This window comes from Xenorhabdus hominickii, from assembly GCF_002632725.1.
GTDB lineage: Bacteria > Pseudomonadota > Gammaproteobacteria > Enterobacterales > Enterobacteriaceae > Xenorhabdus > Xenorhabdus hominickii.
Genome location: NZ_NJAI01000005.1, coordinates 306263 through 323070 on the forward strand (window position 1 = coordinate 306263; position 16808 = coordinate 323070).

The 16808-nt window shown below is 41.0% G+C and carries 18 protein-coding genes; 10 read left to right on the top strand and 8 right to left on the bottom strand.

All coding sequences use genetic code 11. From position 1 onward, the window contains the following. The first annotated feature begins 3 nt into the window (after positions 1 to 3). Positions 4 to 1002 carry an ABC transporter ATP-binding protein gene (oppD, locus tag Xhom_RS16340; protein ID WP_069315872.1) on the top strand — a complete coding sequence of 333 codons (999 nt, stop codon included), beginning with the start codon at positions 4 to 6 and terminating at the stop codon, positions 1000 to 1002. After that, positions 999 to 2000 (top strand): murein tripeptide/oligopeptide ABC transporter ATP binding protein OppF, encoded by a 1002-nt coding sequence (gene oppF / locus Xhom_RS16345; RefSeq protein ID WP_069315871.1) that lies wholly within the window; start codon positions 999 to 1001, stop codon positions 1998 to 2000. The genes oppD and oppF overlap by 4 nt, the downstream gene beginning before the upstream one ends. 122 nt (positions 2001 to 2122) lie before the next feature. Here oppF and Xhom_RS16350 read toward each other — a convergent pair whose 3' ends face one another. Together Xhom_RS16350 and cls are read right to left on the bottom strand one after the other, a co-directional pair. Continuing rightward, positions 2123 to 2452 (bottom strand): HI1450 family dsDNA-mimic protein, encoded by a 330-nt coding sequence (locus tag Xhom_RS16350; RefSeq protein WP_069318426.1) that lies wholly within the window; start codon positions 2450 to 2452, stop codon positions 2123 to 2125. Positions 2453 to 2633: 181 nt separating this feature from the next. Continuing rightward, the gene (gene cls, locus Xhom_RS16355; RefSeq protein ID WP_069315870.1) at positions 2634 to 4094 is read right to left on the bottom strand and encodes a cardiolipin synthase; all 1461 of its coding nucleotides are present in this window, start codon (positions 4092 to 4094) and stop codon (positions 2634 to 2636) included. A gap of 203 nt (positions 4095 to 4297) precedes the next feature. Here cls and Xhom_RS16360 point away from each other — a divergent pair, with 203 nt between their 5' ends. The 3 genes from Xhom_RS16360 to Xhom_RS16370 all read left to right on the top strand — a co-directional run bounded on the left by Xhom_RS16360 (position 4298) and on the right by Xhom_RS16370 (position 6913). Further along, positions 4298 to 4477, top strand: coding sequence for a YciY family protein (locus Xhom_RS16360; RefSeq protein WP_071933851.1), 180 nt, complete (start codon positions 4298 to 4300; stop codon positions 4475 to 4477). 94 nt (positions 4478 to 4571) lie between these two features. Next, positions 4572 to 5297, top strand: coding sequence for a TonB system transport protein TonB (gene tonB, locus Xhom_RS16365; protein ID WP_071933914.1), 726 nt, complete (start codon positions 4572 to 4574; stop codon positions 5295 to 5297). 359 nt (positions 5298 to 5656) lie between these two features. Beyond that, on the top strand, positions 5657 to 6913 hold the full coding sequence (locus tag Xhom_RS16370; RefSeq protein WP_069315868.1) for a tyrosine-type recombinase/integrase: 1257 nt from the start codon (positions 5657 to 5659) through the stop codon (positions 6911 to 6913). 173 nt (positions 6914 to 7086) lie between these two features. On the opposite strand, the gene Xhom_RS16375 is transcribed toward Xhom_RS16370, so the two are convergent. Further along, entirely contained in the window at positions 7087 to 7368 is a 282-nt protein-coding gene (locus Xhom_RS16375; RefSeq protein WP_232326296.1) for a hypothetical protein, read from the bottom strand. 3 nt (positions 7369 to 7371) lie between these two features. Between Xhom_RS16375 and Xhom_RS16380 the strand changes: the two genes are divergently transcribed. The 3 genes from Xhom_RS16380 (at position 7372) to Xhom_RS16390 (ending at position 8606) form a co-directional block, all read left to right on the top strand. Then, the gene (locus Xhom_RS16380; RefSeq protein WP_069315867.1) at positions 7372 to 7551 is read left to right on the top strand and encodes a hypothetical protein; all 180 of its coding nucleotides are present in this window, start codon (positions 7372 to 7374) and stop codon (positions 7549 to 7551) included. A 465-nt stretch (positions 7552 to 8016) separates the two neighbouring features. Further along, entirely contained in the window at positions 8017 to 8388 is a 372-nt protein-coding gene (locus tag Xhom_RS16385; protein ID WP_069315866.1) for a hypothetical protein, read from the top strand. Next, positions 8385 to 8606 (top strand): YcxB family protein, encoded by a 222-nt coding sequence (locus tag Xhom_RS16390; RefSeq protein ID WP_038196706.1) that lies wholly within the window; start codon positions 8385 to 8387, stop codon positions 8604 to 8606. Before Xhom_RS16385 ends, Xhom_RS16390 begins: the two co-directional genes overlap by 4 nt. 1027 nt (positions 8607 to 9633) lie before the next feature. Here Xhom_RS16390 and yciA read toward each other — a convergent pair. Together yciA and Xhom_RS16405 are read right to left on the bottom strand one after the other, a co-directional pair. After that, a complete protein-coding gene (yciA, locus tag Xhom_RS16400; protein ID WP_069315864.1) occupies positions 9634 to 10065 on the bottom strand; it encodes an acyl-CoA thioester hydrolase YciA in 432 nt (143 codons plus the stop codon). A gap of 77 nt (positions 10066 to 10142) precedes the next feature. Next, a complete protein-coding gene (locus Xhom_RS16405) occupies positions 10143 to 10679 on the bottom strand; it encodes a septation protein A (protein WP_069315863.1) in 537 nt (178 codons plus the stop codon). Positions 10680 to 10903: 224 nt separating this feature from the next. Here Xhom_RS16405 and Xhom_RS16410 point away from each other — a divergent pair, with 224 nt between their 5' ends. Then, positions 10904 to 12625 carry a SulP family inorganic anion transporter gene (locus Xhom_RS16410; RefSeq protein WP_069315862.1) on the top strand — a complete coding sequence of 574 codons (1722 nt, stop codon included), beginning with the start codon at positions 10904 to 10906 and terminating at the stop codon, positions 12623 to 12625. Positions 12626 to 12696: 71 nt separating this feature from the next. Here the strand turns inward: Xhom_RS16410 and Xhom_RS16415 are convergent, their stop codons facing one another. Beyond that, positions 12697 to 13455, bottom strand: coding sequence for a YciC family protein (locus Xhom_RS16415; RefSeq protein ID WP_069315861.1), 759 nt, complete (start codon positions 13453 to 13455; stop codon positions 12697 to 12699). A gap of 467 nt (positions 13456 to 13922) precedes the next feature. Between Xhom_RS16415 and ompW the strand changes: the two genes are divergently transcribed. Then, positions 13923 to 14567, top strand: coding sequence for an outer membrane protein OmpW (ompW, locus tag Xhom_RS16420; RefSeq protein ID WP_069315860.1), 645 nt, complete (start codon positions 13923 to 13925; stop codon positions 14565 to 14567). Positions 14568 to 14800: 233 nt separating this feature from the next. Here ompW and trpA read toward each other — a convergent pair whose 3' ends face one another. Further along, positions 14801 to 15601, bottom strand: coding sequence for a tryptophan synthase subunit alpha (gene trpA, locus Xhom_RS16425; protein WP_069315859.1), 801 nt, complete (start codon positions 15599 to 15601; stop codon positions 14801 to 14803). Further along, on the bottom strand, positions 15601 to 16791 hold the full coding sequence (gene trpB / locus Xhom_RS16430; protein WP_069315858.1) for a tryptophan synthase subunit beta: 1191 nt from the start codon (positions 16789 to 16791) through the stop codon (positions 15601 to 15603). Before trpB ends, trpA begins: the two co-directional genes overlap by 1 nt. Positions 16792 to 16808: the final 17 nt, after the last annotated feature.

Genomic DNA, 16808 nt, shown 5'->3' on the forward strand with positions numbered 1-16808 from the left:
TATATGAATAGCTTAGAGACGACAAAAAATGCTGAAGCACTACTAACAGTGAAAGATCTGACTGTGGCATTCAGCACTCCTGATGGCAATGTAACTGCTGTGAATAAACTGAATTTTGATTTGCAGGCAGGAGAAACACTGGGGATCGTGGGAGAATCTGGTTCGGGGAAGTCGCAGACGGCATTTGCGCTAATGGGATTATTGGCCAGTAATGGTACTGTCAGTGGCTCTGCCAACTTTAATGGACGAGAAATTCTTAACCTGAAAGAAAAAGAGCTAAATCGAATGCGGGCGGAAGAGATCTCGATGATATTTCAAGATCCCATGACCTCTCTTAACCCATATATGAAAGTGGGTGAGCAATTAACCGAAGTATTGATGTTGCACAAAAATATAGGCAAAAGTGAAGCGGTTGAAGAATCCATTCGCATGCTGGATGCCGTCAAGATGCCAGAAGCACGCAAGCGTATGAAAATGTACCCGCATGAATTCTCTGGCGGTATGCGTCAACGTGTCATGATTGCAATGGCTCTGTTATGCCAACCCAAGCTGCTGATTGCCGATGAGCCAACAACCGCCCTCGATGTGACGGTTCAGGCACAGATTATGACTTTGCTTAATGATCTGAAAAAAGAGTTTAATACTGCCATTATCATGATCACCCATGACTTAGGTGTAGTGGCCGGCATTTGTGACAAAGTATTGGTTATGTATGCTGGGAGAACAATGGAATATGGCACAGCGCGAGACGTGTTTTATCGTCCTACACACCCATACTCAATCGGGTTATTGAATGCTGTGCCTCGTTTAGATGGTGATGAGGAAATATTGGCAACTATTCAGGGTAATCCTCCCAATTTATTGCGTTTACCGAAAGGATGCCCATTCCAGCCACGTTGCCAGTTTGCTTATGAACGTTGCGCACAAGAAGAACCACAGCTGGAAAGCTTTGAACTTGGGCGCTTGCGTGCCTGCTTTAAACGCCAGGAGGAATTAGTATGAGCACAATAGCTGAAAGGCGTGTCCTATTGGAAGTCGATGACCTCAAAGTGTACTTTGATATCAAAGACGGAAAACAGTGGTTCTGGCAGCCCTCTAAAACCTTAAAGGCGGTGGATGGTGTCACCCTGAGATTGTACGAAGGTGAGACTCTGGGGATTGTTGGGGAATCGGGTTGTGGAAAATCCACACTTGCCAGAGCGGTGATTGGATTAGTGAAGGCATCTGGCGGTTCGGTTTCCTGGCTTGGACAAAATCTTCTGGATAGAAATGCCAAGCAATGGCGAGATATTCGCAATGATATCCAAATGATTTTCCAAGATCCTTTGGCATCATTGAACCCGCGTATGACTATCGGTGACATCATCGCAGAACCCTTGAGAACGTATTACCCTAAAATGAAAGATGGGGAAATAAAAGAAAAAGTTAAAAAAATGATGATGCGGGTAGGGTTGTTATCTAACCTGATTAACCGTTATCCCCATGAATTTTCTGGGGGGCAGTGCCAACGTATTGGTATTGCACGTGCTTTGATTTTAGAGCCTAAATTAGTTATCTGTGACGAACCTGTTTCAGCGCTGGATGTTTCTATTCAGGCACAAGTTGTTAACTTGTTGCAGGAATTACAGCGGGAAATGGGGCTTTCCCTGATATTTATCGCGCATGATTTGTCGGTAGTGAAACACATCTCAGATCGCGTATTGGTGATGTATTTGGGGAATGCGGTGGAATTGGGTACTTACGACGAGGTGTATCATAATCCGTTACATCCTTATACCCGAGCACTGATGTCAGCGGTTCCCATTCCTGATCCAGATAAAGAGCGTGACAAACATATCGAATTGTTGGAAGGAGAGCTACCTTCACCGATTGACCCTCCGTCTGGTTGTGTATTTCGCACCCGTTGCCCAATGGCGGATGCAGAATGTGCTAAAACCCGTCCATTGCTTGAGGGTAGTTTTAAACACGCAGTGTCCTGCCTTAAAGTTGATCCACTATAGTATAGCCAGAGCCCGTGGTGTGGATGCCAATTAAGTGACATTGTCACCAATATAAATCTAATGCCCTCATTAACGAGGGCATTTTTACCTGTCATGGAAATATGGAGGAGAAAAATAACGTATTATTTTTTCCATAATATGTGACAGATAGGGTGAGATTTTTCCCGGCAGATCAAAACGCGAGCAAAGATATCATCAATTTCGGCGTCTTCAGATTCTGCCAAGCCGATAATAACCTCTGAAAAAAAATCCGGATCTAAATCGAAATCAATATGTTGAAACCAAATATCTGAAGGTTCTAACAATTCAGCTCCGCCCCGTTCTTCAAACTGCAAATTAAACAATAGACTGTCAGCTGGGTCGAGATTAGAAAGTGCTTGTTCCAGAAAGATATCATACGCTTTCTCAAGAGCTTCATCTTCAGTCATTCGGTTGTTAAAATCCAATTGCATAGAATGTGTCGGTTGCTTTTCCATGATGGTATTGTCCGAAATTAATAACAAAATGAAATTAAAACATGTTCTATATTGAATGAATACTTATATTCTTATTGAAATATCTATCGTTCACCAACGTGTTGTTTTATTGTTCCATCCCCATTCATCTTTCAATCTACCACGTTATTATGATGAATTATAAAAGAGGACTGAAAAAGTAACAGATACGTTCAAGTATACGGTGCCAAAATGGGCGTTTCTCCCATTTATTGTTCGCAAGCAGCGTTGAGCGCATTATATAATCTTGCTGAACCAAAGTTAAATCATTACCAAAATGCTCATCGTCAATCACAACAGTGATTTCGAAATTTAGCCACAAGCTACGCATATCTAAGTTGACCGAACCTACCATGCTAAGTTGCCCATCAACTAAAACACTTTTGGTATGTAATAGTCCATCTTCAAATTGAAAAATTTTTACACCCGCTTCCAACAATTCTGCAAAAAATGCACGGCTGGCCCAGCGAACGAGAAATGAGTTATTCTGGCTTGGAACAATAATACTGACATCAACACCTCGCAAGGCCGCCGTACAAATTGCATGCATCAAATCATCACTGGGAACAAAATAAGGTGTAGTCAGGATAAGTTGCTTACGGGCAGCAAAAATAGCAGTCATCAGAGATTGCTGGATCAATTCATCAGGAAATCCTGGCCCGGAAGCAATAGCTTGAGCCGTATGTCCACTAGCATGTTCGAAAGGTATGGTGATAGTGTCAGTAGGGGGAGGAAGGTGGCGTTTCCCTGTTTCCATTTCCCAGTCGAAAGCGTAGATGATGCCCAGAGTTGCTGTAACCGGTCCTTCCATTCTTACCATGATATCGACCCATTGACCGACCCCGGCATTTTGTTTAAAGAAACGAGGGTCAACCATATTCATGCTGCCAGTGTATGAAATATGATTATCGATCAGAATAATTTTTCTATGTTGACGTAAATCCATACGACGCAAGAACAAACGGAATATATTTACTTTCAGCGATTCGACAAATTCAATCCCTGCTTTGCGCATAATATCGGGATAAGGGCTGCGGAAAAATTGCCAACTTCCTGCTGAATCCACCATGACTCGACATTTAACCCCGCGTTTGGCCGCGCGCATTAGAGCGTCAGTCACTTGATCAACCAGCCCTCCAGATTGCCATATATAAAATACCATCTCAATATTATATTTGGCATTTTCAATGTCATTAATAATGGTTTTTAGGGAATCTTCATAAGACATCATTAATTGCATTTTATTACCCCTGACGCCTTTGATCTTTTGGCGGCGTTCGCATAATTGAAATAGCGGTGTGGCAACTTCACTATTTTCATAGGCGAAAATATGAGGGCATTTCCTTAATTCAGCAAGCCACTTGGCGACAGATGAACGCATTTGTTTAGCTTGTTCAACTCTGCGCTTGCCAAGATGTAGTTCGCCGAATGATAGATAGGCGACAATTCCCACTAAAGGAAGGATGTAAATAATGAGCACCCAAGTCATTGCTGATGTTACTGGACGGCGTTTCATCAAGACCCGAATGGTGATACCGGCAATAATCAGCCAGTATAAAAAAATCGCAAGCCAGTTTAATACAGAATAAAAGGTTGTCATACGTGGCAATCAATCCTGTTTATTTAAGTGTTTCATATTGTCACAACCACAAGTTATCTATATCTTGCCATTTCAATGCAACTCGAAAGAAAGATACAGTGCATCTGCTATTGTGCCAGACTGCTAATAAGTTGACATCCCCGATGGTGAAGATTAAGAATAGTACCACTCAACTTAATGAGTGAATTAATTTGGAATATTTTATGAAACAAAGCAGGAATGAAATGGGACGTTGGCGCATGATACGTCAAAGTGTCTGTCGTCGTCGTCGCTGGTTAGAATCTCAGTCACGCCGCAATGTCCATATTTATGCACTGCGCAAGGCGGATTCCGACAGGCGTCGCAGGTCTATTCTATTCATCCAGAACATAGAATGGGTTTAATACAATATGCAGCATGGAGTAGATGTTTTTGAATCGTTATTGAATATGATAGTCATTTGCATTTAAACTAGTGGTTATCCGAAAACTGATTATCATGCTGCTACTTAAGAATTCTTTTATGCGTTGGATACCTTGGCCAGTACTACTTTCCATTTGTTTACATATTTCTATTGCTGCAACGCTTCTTCATGTGTTTAAACCTGAAAAGCCAATAGAAACAATTCCCATGTCTGTTGCTATGATCCAGTTGGCTGCTGAAGAGGCGCCTGTCTCTGAAACTGCTATGCCTGAACCAGTTCCGGAACCTCAACCTCCGGTACCAGAACCTGAGCCTATTGCGAAAATTGCACTGCCTAAACCTGAAAAAAAACCGGAAGTGAAAAAGCGGGAAGAGAAAAGGATTGTCAAAAAAGAGTCTAAGCCAACAGAGAAAAAAGTAGAAAAAATTTCAGAACAGCCACAAAAACCAGTTTCTGATCCGAATGCACTAATGGCAAATAACTTGAATGATAAAAAACCAATTGATCCTGCTATCAAGGGTGAATCTAAAGTACAAAGCGGTCCGAGGGCATTGAACAGACCAGATCCTGATTATCCATCCAGAGCACAACAATTGGGTACTGAGGGTGTAGTAAAGGTAAAATTTGATATAGATGAAGATGGTCGTGTCAAGAATATCGAAATTCTTTCTGCAAACCCTAAAAATGTCTTTGAGCGTCCGGTGAAAAAAGCGATGAGAAAATGGCGTTATGAAAAAGTACCCGCTACTGGGTTTATAGCCACCATCGAGTTTAAAGTGACGGGTATTTCACAAAGTTAATTAAACCAAATATTCTCGGCTATTTTTCAATTTGTCACTTTTCATTAAGAAAAAAGGAGCGGAATTATTAAGTTCGCTCCTTTTTTCTGTGTGCCTTCGAGTTACATTTTGGATAACTCTCTACTCTGAATCGCTGCTTTCCAATTTTAAGTGCATTTATTTAGTCAGAGCTAATCATTAACAATCACATATAGTCATGTATTTAAAGTTAATATTATGAATTTTAAATTAATTTTGTTTATTTTTTGTCTCTAATTGTTAGTGGTAGTCATAGATGTTCGCCAGTGTCATGATAAAAATGTACATTGACGTGTACATGAACTACATTAAAAGCTGTATTATTTTTTGAGGAAAGTGATATGGCAATTACTGATTCATGGCTGCGATCTATTAATGGCAAGCCTCAAGAAAAAATCACTACCAAATCAGATAGGGATGGCCTGTCTGTTCGTGCTACCCCTAAAGGTAAGATCATATTTCAATTCAGATATTGCTGGAACGGTAAAGGGGATCGAATCGACATAGGAACCTATCCGGCGACTGGTTTAAAAGATGCCCGTGACACTGTAACTTTCTACCGTGGAGAGTTAGAACAACACCGCAACCCTAAAGTAGTCAAGCGTGTTCGCAAAGAATCCGCACTAAGCGCAGTGACTGTAGAAGGACTTATACGGGATTGGTGGAAAACAACAGTGCAAGGATCAAAGGTTAAAGCTGATGACGTCTTGCGCACTTTCGAAATTCATGTTTTTCCTAAAATCGGAAAACTGCCTCATGATGAGGTGACTCTTCATATTTGGCTTTCTCTAATTGAAGATGTTACCAAACAGGTTCCTTCGGTTGGTATTCGTATATTGACATATTCTAAAACTGCACACCGGTGGGCGGTTTGGCGAGGAATGACCAATCTCACTCCATTATCTGATGTAGAAAGAAGTGATTTAAGTAAAAAAGATATGGGTGATGATATTGATGAATTCGACTCTGAAAAGGGTGAAAGGACATTAAGCGAAGAAGAATTAGTGGTGCTTTTCCAGCTTATAAATGCCCCCAGATATAATCCACGTAATGCATTAATAATAAAATTATGTTTGTTATTTGGATGCCGCATTGGTGAGTTACTGAAAGCTAAAGTAAGTGATTTTGAGAAGAACGTTTGGACCATTCTCCCTAAAAATCACAAGACAGGCAGAAAATCTAAAAAACCTATTGTTAGGCCATTGACACTAGCAGCCAAGGAATTAATTGAGCAAGCAAAAAAATTGAATCATAAAAGTTCATATCTATTTACACCATTTGATGGTAAGCCGTTCAAGCGGGGGGCGCATGATGGGATAATTAGTAGGCTCAATAAAAAAATGTCTACTCATCTGCCTGATCATACTCACTGGTCAATCCATGACCTGCGTACAACTATGCGCACTGAAATTTCCGAATTAACATCACCTCATGTGGCTGAAATTATGCTGGGGCATAAATTACCGGGAATATGGCAGGTGTACGATAAGCACACCTGCCTAGATGAGCAGAGAGAAGCCTATGAACGCTGGTGGGAGAAGCTGACTAAAATTGTTTCCCGTTCTCCCAGTCAAAAATATCCTGTCACAGAAAGTTAAGCTGGTCGGATTTAAATCTGGGTTTTGGGAAGCCTTCTCGTTTTTGCTTCCCATTACCGCATCACAATCTTATTGTATGTGGCTTTACGCCATACCGATCTGCCAGTTCCTTTGTTTTGATGTGGGGGGATTCCGCCATCACACACCTCCTTTCTGATACCTGTTCTTCAAAACTATTTTGCCACCGTTGCAGGAGTTACAGCGTCACTCAAAGTCGCTTCAAAAATAATGGCATTCATCTCTTCACTGAGAATATCATCCAATTTTTTTGGTCTCGCAGAGTAGGGCACCTCATCGGGCACCCCGTTCATCATGTCGATAATGAGTTCAGCGATTGCCTTTTCTCCCCGTTCTGGCTTCCGGTAGCCTGCCTGCCAGACTGCCTCGGTGATATCAGCAGGATCACCCCAGACCGAGGTGATTATCTGGGTGAGGTGGAATGCATTATTGATCACTTGATGGCCTCCTTGTATTCGATTAACCCAGAGTCATTTGCGGCGGCATTAGCCACTATTGGAATGTTAAAGAAGCCTGCCAAAGGAAAAGGGTATCAGGGCAGAACGCCCCGCCTGAGGCACTTAGGGAACACACAGCAGCGGGCGTATGTGATGATGTTTATACCGGATGAAGAGGAATAAACACTACATCACGAAAAACCTGTTTATAGGTTGTCTCAGAGAAGATATAAAATAATTAACTATATAATATTTATATAAAACAGTATCTATTTCTGAGACAACCCTGAGACAATTTAACCCCGCTTTGAGACAACTTAGGGGTATTTTGAGACAACCCAGAAAATAAAATAATCTTATCTTTGGCAGGCTATTTTTTGCTGAGACAACCCAGAAAATCAAATTAAATCATTATTAATCATAAAGATAAAAAATAAACTCTCGAAGTGACGGGAAATTGAGACAACCAAAAATAGCTAAGTTGTCTCAGAAAAATAATTAACTCATTAAAAATCAATTAATTGACCTTATTGAGACAACTGAGACAACCTCTATTCGCATATCTATATACGAATTAAAAAACATTATCAAAAGAAAAGCGGGTTATCATATCGTTATCTGATTATCATTTTTAAAGGATTAAAAACCATGAAAAGCCGCTATGACATTCGCTACTCATTATCCGCACTAGAATTATCCAGGATAACTAAGTCAATAAAAGACCATAGAAAAACAGAAATAATGAAACCGTATGGAATGTTTATAAACATGTGGAAAATCTGCTTCTTCGGTGCTAGCTTTGCCGTCTTTTGGCTCTTTTTAAATGCAGTTATCCTTAACTTGAAGGCGGATGATGTAAGTGATGCCATTATTCGGATCAAAGATATGAACATCTGTGCATTTGTCTTGCTTGGTGTTTCTTTGGTTGGGTTTGGTATAACGGAAAAGCTAGAGCAGTTTGTCATGAAGAAAAATGAAAAAAAAAAGAGCAGGATAACCAGGAGTACGTCCGACATGTGAAAATAAACCGACATTACATTGAAAATGTTCAGGTATTTGGTAGCGTAAAGGCTTTCTGGTCATTCATCAAAAAAGCTTACATCAATGAAGAATTTATGTTTATACAAACAAACGACAATGAATTTATTGTTCTCCCAGCCAGATCGTTAGCGTCAGAAGAAGAATTCCAGCAATTATTTAGGTTCATCACAGAGCAGATCAATAACCATTCCAAATAAAAATACCGCCAACACACAACTCAGAGCGATAAAATGTACTTGTGTTTGGGATGAATCGCACATCATCAAGTCACTACAACAAGCAAGGATAATATTGATGTTTCTGCAATGGATTAAGCGGGCGCTTATTTGGATGATAAAGGATATTTTTAATGATATCAGATGGATGGTGTCAGCAATGTTTGGGTTATTCGCTCTCATTGGCTTGTTTGTTGCACACGAATTCAAATTAGCTCTGTTCTTTTTTGTTCTGGCAGTAATCCCCTGCTTCCCTGAAATTTGGCGGTTCCTGAAAGCCAGAATAAATAATAAAAATAGATGGTTTTTAAAGACCAATAGTGTTTATTTATCAAGTTAGTATCATGAAGTTTTTTCTCTTGCTAATTACAGGATGTATCTATGGCATAAAGGTGGGATTTCTCACCTTTAACTCCCGCATGGTGCAGGCATCCTTCCGTTTCAAGCGGAGCGATTAGATACCGTTCACTGCCGTCATTTGAAATCGCAGCAGTGTACTTGTTTAACTTTATTCTGGGGAAACTAACTGTAGGGATTCCTGTAGCTTAAGGAGTTACTGATTTGGGAGGCTCTTCCTCGTTAGGGTAGGTTAAAATAGCTCTGTACGTTTAACGTATTAACCTGTAGTCGAGGTCCTCACTTTGGCTCAATTCCAATCGGACAAATTTTTGGCTGATCGCGCCAATTGGGATTTGAAAGCTCATTTAAGTGGGGAATGCCCACTTTGGTTTTATGCTCATGGGTGAGGGTATGGTGATTTTCACCATACCTTTTGCTTGTGCAGGTATCCCATATGTTAAAGGGCAGAATTCTGCCCTATAGTGATAATAGCCTTCCTTTTTATCCTCACCCTATAACCCTCAATCATTCCTATCTAAAGAGCATAAGATCATAAAATCAATTGCTATATGCTATTTTGAGTGAGTTTCCCGTTTGCACATGATGGTGTACATTTATGGTTTTATTGGATTATTAATTTGGTATAATTAATTGTTTTAATTATCTTACTTTAAGAATCGCTGCTTTCCAATTTGAAGTGTCTTTTATCTTCTGGCAAAGGACGGGATTTATTATTTTCATCAACGGCAACATAAGTGAAAACCGCATCTGTGGCGCGGTAACGTTGACCAACGGGTTCGGACGCGACTTTCTTAACCCAAACTTCAATATTGATGGTGATTGATGAATTTCCCGTTTTCAGGCAACGGGCATAACAGCATACGACGTCGCCTACCGCAACCGGTTTCAGAAAACTGATGCCATTCACGCTAACAGTCACTACGCGCCCTTGAGCAATCTCTTTTGCCAGAATTGCACCGCCAATATCCATTTGAGACATCAGCCAGCCCCCGAAAATATCCCCATTGGCATTAGTATCAGCAGGCATGGCCAGTGTACGGAGAACCAATTCTCCGTTTGGTAAGCATTGTTGTTGTGTCATTAGAAAACTTGATTTATTTGGTGAATACAACATTACCTGCCGATACATCGGCAGGTATCCCTATGAAGGTCATTACATTATTTTTGTTCGCGAGGCAGATGACGGTAGATATATACCACACTCAATACAGTAAAAACCAGCGTCAATGCAGTTAACCCGAACACTTTAAAGTTTACCCAAATATCCTGAGATAGCCAGAAAGCGACATAAATATTTGCCAGAGCACAGGCTATGAAAAAGATAGCCCAGGCTGTGTTCAATTTGTTCCAGACAAAATCAGGTAATTCCAGTTCTTTACCTAACATACGTTGAATCAAAGGTTTTTTCATAACCCATTGGCTGATAAGCAAAACCAGAGCAAAAATGGCATAAATAACTGTCACTTTCCATTTAATGAATAAATCGCTGTGGAAAGCGAGCGTAAGCGTGCCGAAAACAGCAACCATGACAAATGTAATTAAAGAGGATTTTTCGACTTTGTGATAAATCAGGTAAGTAATGACAACGGCTAAACCCGTGGCCGCAATTAGAGCACCTGAGGCATAAAAAATGTCATACATTTTGTAAACGACAAAGAAAACGACTAATGGCAAAAAGTCTAAAAGTTGTTTCATAAGTTGAGCCTATTGTGATGCCAATGATGGCATGTTCTTGAATTTGTGCCAGAGTGTATCAGATCTCAATGAAATGGTTTATTTATCAGGAAAAAACATTTTTCATCTACCCATGTAATTTTATCATACTGGACGAAAAATTGAGTGGTGTCGGGGGAGGCTTGAGAGTTTCAATTTACCACCGCATTATATGAGATTCATTTTCATGAAAGGGCATAAAGGTCATGTTGTGGGAAAAATTGCGTCGCTGGATGCCAGGTTTGGGAAATCTCTATCACTATCGTAAAGAGTATTTTAGTCATGATATGCGTGCTGGGCTTTCTGTTGCTGCGGTCGCGCTGCCTGTAGCAATTGCTTATGCGGAATTAATGGGAATTAGTGCCATTATTGGCTTATATGCCTGTATCTTACCGATGTTTGCTTATGCGTTGTTCGGTACTTCCCGGCAACTCATTGTTGGGCCTGATGCGGCAACTTGTGCTGTTATTGCTGCTGCAATTACACCTTTGGCTTTGGGAAATGAACATGTTCGCTGGCAGCTTGCTATTATCATGACGTTAATGACAGGTTTCTGGTGTGTTTTAGCAAGTCATTTTCGGCTGGGCGCATTCGCAGATTTTCTATCTCGTCCTATTTTAAAAGGCTTCATTAATGGGGTAGCAATTACCATCATGGCAGATCAGCTTGCCAAGGTTTTTGGGTTGTCTGGTTTGCCTGCGGAATTGATTGAACGTTTGATTGCGCTTCCCCGCAAGTTAGTGGGATCTCATTGGCCGACAGTAGGGGTGTCCGTAATAACGCTAATGGTATTGCTTGGTGTACGTTTTCTTCGACCAGGCTGGCCTGCACCGTTGATGGCAATGATAGTAGCGACTTATGTCAGCTGGCAATTTGAACTTAACCAACATGGTATCCAGATTGTGGGTAATATGGGGAGCGGTTTGCCTATCGTTCCCATGCCAGAATTTGAACTTGGCATCATGCGTGATTTGGTTGTGCCTTCCATTAACCTTGCGGTTATCAGTTTCGTTAGCTTTATGATGACGGCTCGTAGTTTTGCCAGTAAAAATGGCTATCAAGTGGATGCAAATTCTGAACTCAAGGCATTAGGCATTGCTAATATTGCTTCATCATTATCACAGGGATTTGCTGTCAGTGCCGCCAGCAGCCGTACAGCCGTCAATGATGCAATTGGTGGTAAAACACAGTTGGTATCGGTAATTGCTGCTACAGCCATTTTATTAGTCCTGCTGTTTATGATCGAATTTCTGGCATATATTCCTTTATCCGCACTGGGTGTTGTCCTGATTTTCTCTACCTGGTCATTATTGGGCTTAAAGAATATTTGGGCTTATCGGAAACGTAATCGTCAGGCTTTTATTCTTTCAGTTTTCACGTTAGTTGCGGTTTTGCTGGTGGGAGTGATTGATGGTATCGGTTTTGCCGTCTTACTGGGATTATTGCAATTCTTGCGTATTATTTTCCGGCCTTCCGATCAATTGCTAGGCGTGAATAACCAGGGTATGGTTCGTTCCATTCATCAAGATAATGATGTCAACCCTGTGAATGGTATCATGATGTATCGTTTTAATTCGCCCTTAACCTATTTTAATGTCGGATACTTTAAAAAACGGGTATTACAGCATGTAGACAATGCGTCAAAAGATAGCGTGTCAAATTGTCCTATTTGGCTGGTGGTCGATGCTGTGGTCAGTTTTACTCATGATGATGTCAGCGTTTTTGCTGTTTTGGATGAATTAATTACGGAATTAAAAGAGAAAGGGGTGACATTGGTATTGGCGGGGCGCAGGACAGAATTGAATCGCTGGATTAAACAGAACAAACTCAGCCGCAGCGATGAAGATTTAATTATTGTTCCCGATATCTACTTCGCCATTCGTCTGATTCAGAGTAAGCAGCAGGCTGAGGAAAAACAGAAAGAATAGTTACAGAAAAGAGTTACAGAAAATAATCATAGCTCACCCGCCCCGTTTGGGCGAGGTGAGCTATGGCGTGCTTATTGCGTATCGTTTGTAGATTTATTTTTTGGCTTAACCAACATATATAAGCGGAACAGATAAATCAGAAACAGGGCTGATAATAGATTATTCAGCATTGATAGTACCATATCGGGCATTCTCACCAGAACAAGTGCAAGTATCAACTTTATGGCAAGCCATAACAGCGTGGCTGGGATCAACAGACGCAAGTTGTCGAATGCCAATTTCCAGCTATCCTGCATGGCGGAAAAAACATTTTTGCCTTTTTCAAACAGAAAAATAGGAGCAAGTGCAAAGGTAATAGAAAATAGTACACCTGGTAGGAACATCAAAGCGTAGCCAATTTGGACTAACAGGGTACAGATAAACATAAGCAAAAACATCTTAGGCAGTAATGTTATTGCTAATGTACTGGCATGGATGGCATTAGTTTGCTGACCGTTAGAGACAGCGCTGATGAGTACCAACACGCTGGCAGTAAGTAAGGTACTGCCGAATATGTTAGAAAATAAGATACCGAATGCTGTACGCAGGAACATGAACTGTTCGTCTGGCGTTAAGTGCGCCACAAAATCTTTGATTCCTGCATTGCCAGATTCTTTGAAGGCATTTTGTATCCCGATCAATAACTGGAGTTGCTCACCGTTCGGCATTAAAAAATGCTCAAGCAGTGTTGTCACCAACGCGGCCAAGACAGAGAGTATGACAATATTTAGCAGATGGTTCTTTAAGAAGTTGATACTGTCGCGATACAGGGAGTTTGCCGTAATGGGCATGAAAGTAGCTCCTATCAAATGAAACAATAATAATGTGCAATTGTACCTTGTTCCGGGGATTATTGGATACCTAAGATTTTTTTCTTGCCGTCGCACTGTGGGTAGTTTTTGTTGGTATAGCGACCTATTTTTGTTAGACAATATTGGCATTTGTTTTTATCAAAATGATAAATGTATTAATTTTATGTTAATTGATTTGGGTTTTATATTTAATATTATTTATCTGTTATTAATTATTGCTATTAGCCGAAAATTGGAATGAAAAATATAGTTTTTAAGTGGTAATGAAATTAATATTCAGTTAATTTTGATTTGGATCAATTTAAAATACTTCACAGGTGAAATAATAAAATCGTAAGTACCTTATTTGCCAAAAATATTTAAAAGATGTGATCTGTCTTAGATCATAACAGTAAACAAACGGGTATATTTCTGACTGTTTTAAAACCATATAATTGGGATGGATAATGAAAAAAATTTCTGCGCTCTTATTGGCTGCGGCTACGTTAACTCCGTCACTGACCTTTGCTCATGAAGCGGGTGATTTCCTGTTTCGTACAGGTACCGCAACGGTTAGGCCAAATGCTGGCTCTGAAAATGTGTTAGGATTGGGATCTTTTGGTGTCAATAATAATACTGAGATGGGTTTAACTTTTGGTTATATGATCACCGACAATATTGGTGTTGAATTATTGGCCGCGACACCATTCCAGCACAAAGTAAGTTTACCTGGTGCTGGTGAAATCGCCGAAGTCAAACATTTACCACCAACCCTAATGGCACAATATTATTTTGGATCTACAGAAGATAAATTGCGCCCTTATGTTGGGGTTGGCGTTAACTACACCAAATTCTTTAGCGAAAAATTTAATAACGGTAATGGTACTGTTCAGGCTGCTAATTTAAATAGTTTGGACCTGAAAGATTCTTGGGGTATTGCGGGTCAGGTCGGGCTGGATTATCAACTGGATAAAAATTGGATGCTGAATACCTCACTTTGGTGGATGAATATCGAAACGGATGTGAAATTCAAAGTGGGTGATGAGCAGAAAAAATATAAAACCCGCCTTGATCCATGGGTCTTCATGTTCGGTGTGGGTTACAGTTTCTAATTGTGAGACGCGGATAATCAGTAAGTTATATGCCCAAAGATATATATCTAATAGATTTCGAATTGCATCGTTTATGTCGTTGATAACGAATTCCTGGGAACACAGTTTAACTATGTGACCAGGGTGAGTGAACATAGCCAAAAGCTGCAATCTGAAAGACGAAGGGTATAAGTGTTTGACATGAGAGAGAACCAATGGGGCGTAGTTTGCCCCATTTTTACCCCCGTTGTTTTTCAAGTGGCGGCCTTCATATCGCGAACAAAATGCGTTAGTTTTTCCAACATAATTTGAGGCTGATGCAAGTTATTTTCGATGATTTTTACCGTGGCAGAGCCTGAAATCGCACCTGCAGCACCACTATTGAGTGTTTCTGTGATCTGTGTAGGTTCTGATATCCCAAAACCTTGCAATGTAGGGGCAGCGTTATACTCTTTGAGTTTATTGATCAAATGATTTAATGGCTGCTTGGCACGATTTTCACTTCCCGTAACTCCTGCTCTTGATACTAAATATGTATATCCACGCCCAAATGAAGCAATTTCACGCAATAAATCGTCATCGGCATTAGGAGGGCAAATAAAGATTGGAGCGATATCATGTTTCATCGCAGCTGAATGGAAAGACGATGACTCGGAGAGTGGTACATCAGCCACCAGAACGGAATCAATCCCTGCATTTTTGCAACGACGGTAAAACTCATTGATCCCATTGTGGAAAACCAAATTCGCATAGACAAGCAATCCTATTGGTATATCAGGGTGTTTAACCCGAATTTGTGCCAATAAATCAAAGCACAATGTGGGTGTGACTTTGGATGATAGCGCGCGCAAATTGGCATTTTGAATGGTTGGCCCGTCGGCAAGGGGGTCTGAAAATGGAATACCTAATTCAAGTGCGTCCGCTCCACCAGCAATTAATGCATCAATAATTTTCAGCGATAGCTCCGGGGCAGGATCACCTAAAGTTACAAAAGGAACAAACGCGCCCTGATTTTGTGTTTGCAGTTTCTTAAAAAGTTGGTCGTAACGTTCCATCAGATTTCCCCCCTAGATTTTAAAATATCGTGAACAGTAAAGATGTCTTTGTCTCCACGACCAGATAGATTGACAATCAATAATTGCTCTTTGTCCGGAGCTTGATGGATCATTTTTAAAGCATGGGCGAGTGCATGAGATGATTCCAACGCGGGAATAATGCCCTCATTGCGTGATAGCGCTTTGAAAGCTTCAAGCGCTTCATCGTCAGTGACTGAAACATAATCAGCTCGACCGATACTATTTAAATAAGCGTGCTGAGGGCCAACGGAAGGAAAATCTAATCCAGCCGAGAGAGAGTAAGATTCTTCTATCTGCCCATCTTCCGTTTGCATAATCGGTGCTTTCATACCGAAATAAATCCCTAACTTACCGTGTTTCAATGGAGCGCCATGTTTCCCTGTTTCGATACCATGCCCAGCCGGTTCAACCCCGATTAGGCGAACATCGTTTTCTGGAATAAACTCAGCAAACAGGCCAATGGCATTAGATCCTCCACCGATACAGGCAATAACAGCGTCAGGCAGGCGTCCTTCTTTCTCCAAAATTTGTGCCTTGGCTTCTTCACCAATCATACGCTGAAATTCTCGTACCATTGTTGGATATGGATGTGGACCCGCAGCGGTACCCAATAAGTAGTGGGCTGTTTCATAGCAACCAGACCAGTCACGCATCGCTTCGTTACAAGCATCTTTCAATGTTGCTGAACCGCTGTGAACAGGGATCACTTCAGCGCCCATCAAACGCATACGAAAGACATTGGGGGATTGGCGTTCAATATCTTTTGCTCCCATATAAATGCGGCATTTTAACCCCAGCAATGCGCAAGCTAGGGCAGTCGCTACGCCATGCTGACCCGCACCGGTTTCAGCAATGACCTCTTCCTTGCCCATGCGTTTCGCCAATAATGCTTGCCCCAAAACCTGATTGGTTTTATGAGCACCGCCGTGGAGCAGATCTTCACGTTTCAGGTAAAGGCGTGCTTTCGTACCTTTAGTTAAATTTTTACACAGAGTTAAGGCGGTGGGCCTGCCTGCGTAGTTTTTCAACAGATCCTGAAACGTCTGCTGAAATTCAGGATCTGTCTGTGCATCAATAAAGGCATCTTCTAATTGGTTAAGGGCAGGGATCAAAATTTGAGGAACAAATTGCCCCCCAAAATCGCCAAAATAAGGATTCAATTTACTCATTATTCTACTCATCTCTT

Bases quoted from the DNA above. Each gene is read 5' to 3' on its own strand.
- oppD (WP_069315872.1), top strand. From the start codon at position 4: ATGAATAGCTTAGAGACGACAAAAAATGCTGAAGCACTACTAACAGTG.
- oppF (WP_069315871.1), top strand. From the start codon at position 999: ATGAGCACAATAGCTGAAAGGCGTGTCCTATTGGAAGTCGATGACCTC.
- Xhom_RS16350 (WP_069318426.1), bottom strand. From the start codon at position 2,452: ATGCAATTGGATTTTAACAACCGAATGACTGAAGATGAAGCTCTTGAG.
- cls (WP_069315870.1), bottom strand. From the start codon at position 4,094: ATGACAACCTTTTATTCTGTATTAAACTGGCTTGCGATTTTTTTATAC.
- Xhom_RS16360 (WP_071933851.1), top strand. From the start codon at position 4,298: ATGAAACAAAGCAGGAATGAAATGGGACGTTGGCGCATGATACGTCAA.
- tonB (WP_071933914.1), top strand. From the start codon at position 4,572: ATGCTGCTACTTAAGAATTCTTTTATGCGTTGGATACCTTGGCCAGTA.
- Xhom_RS16370 (WP_069315868.1), top strand. From the start codon at position 5,657: ATGGCAATTACTGATTCATGGCTGCGATCTATTAATGGCAAGCCTCAA.
- Xhom_RS16380 (WP_069315867.1), top strand. From the start codon at position 7,372: ATGGCCTCCTTGTATTCGATTAACCCAGAGTCATTTGCGGCGGCATTA.
- Xhom_RS16385 (WP_069315866.1), top strand. From the start codon at position 8,017: ATGAAAAGCCGCTATGACATTCGCTACTCATTATCCGCACTAGAATTA.
- yciA (WP_069315864.1), bottom strand. From the start codon at position 10,065: ATGACACAACAACAATGCTTACCAAACGGAGAATTGGTTCTCCGTACA.
- Xhom_RS16405 (WP_069315863.1), bottom strand. From the start codon at position 10,679: ATGAAACAACTTTTAGACTTTTTGCCATTAGTCGTTTTCTTTGTCGTT.
- Xhom_RS16410 (WP_069315862.1), top strand. From the start codon at position 10,904: ATGTTGTGGGAAAAATTGCGTCGCTGGATGCCAGGTTTGGGAAATCTC.
- Xhom_RS16415 (WP_069315861.1), bottom strand. From the start codon at position 13,455: ATGCCCATTACGGCAAACTCCCTGTATCGCGACAGTATCAACTTCTTA.
- ompW (WP_069315860.1), top strand. From the start codon at position 13,923: ATGAAAAAAATTTCTGCGCTCTTATTGGCTGCGGCTACGTTAACTCCG.
- trpA (WP_069315859.1), bottom strand. From the start codon at position 15,601: ATGGAACGTTACGACCAACTTTTTAAGAAACTGCAAACACAAAATCAG.
- trpB (WP_069315858.1), bottom strand. From the start codon at position 16,791: ATGAGTAAATTGAATCCTTATTTTGGCGATTTTGGGGGGCAATTTGTT.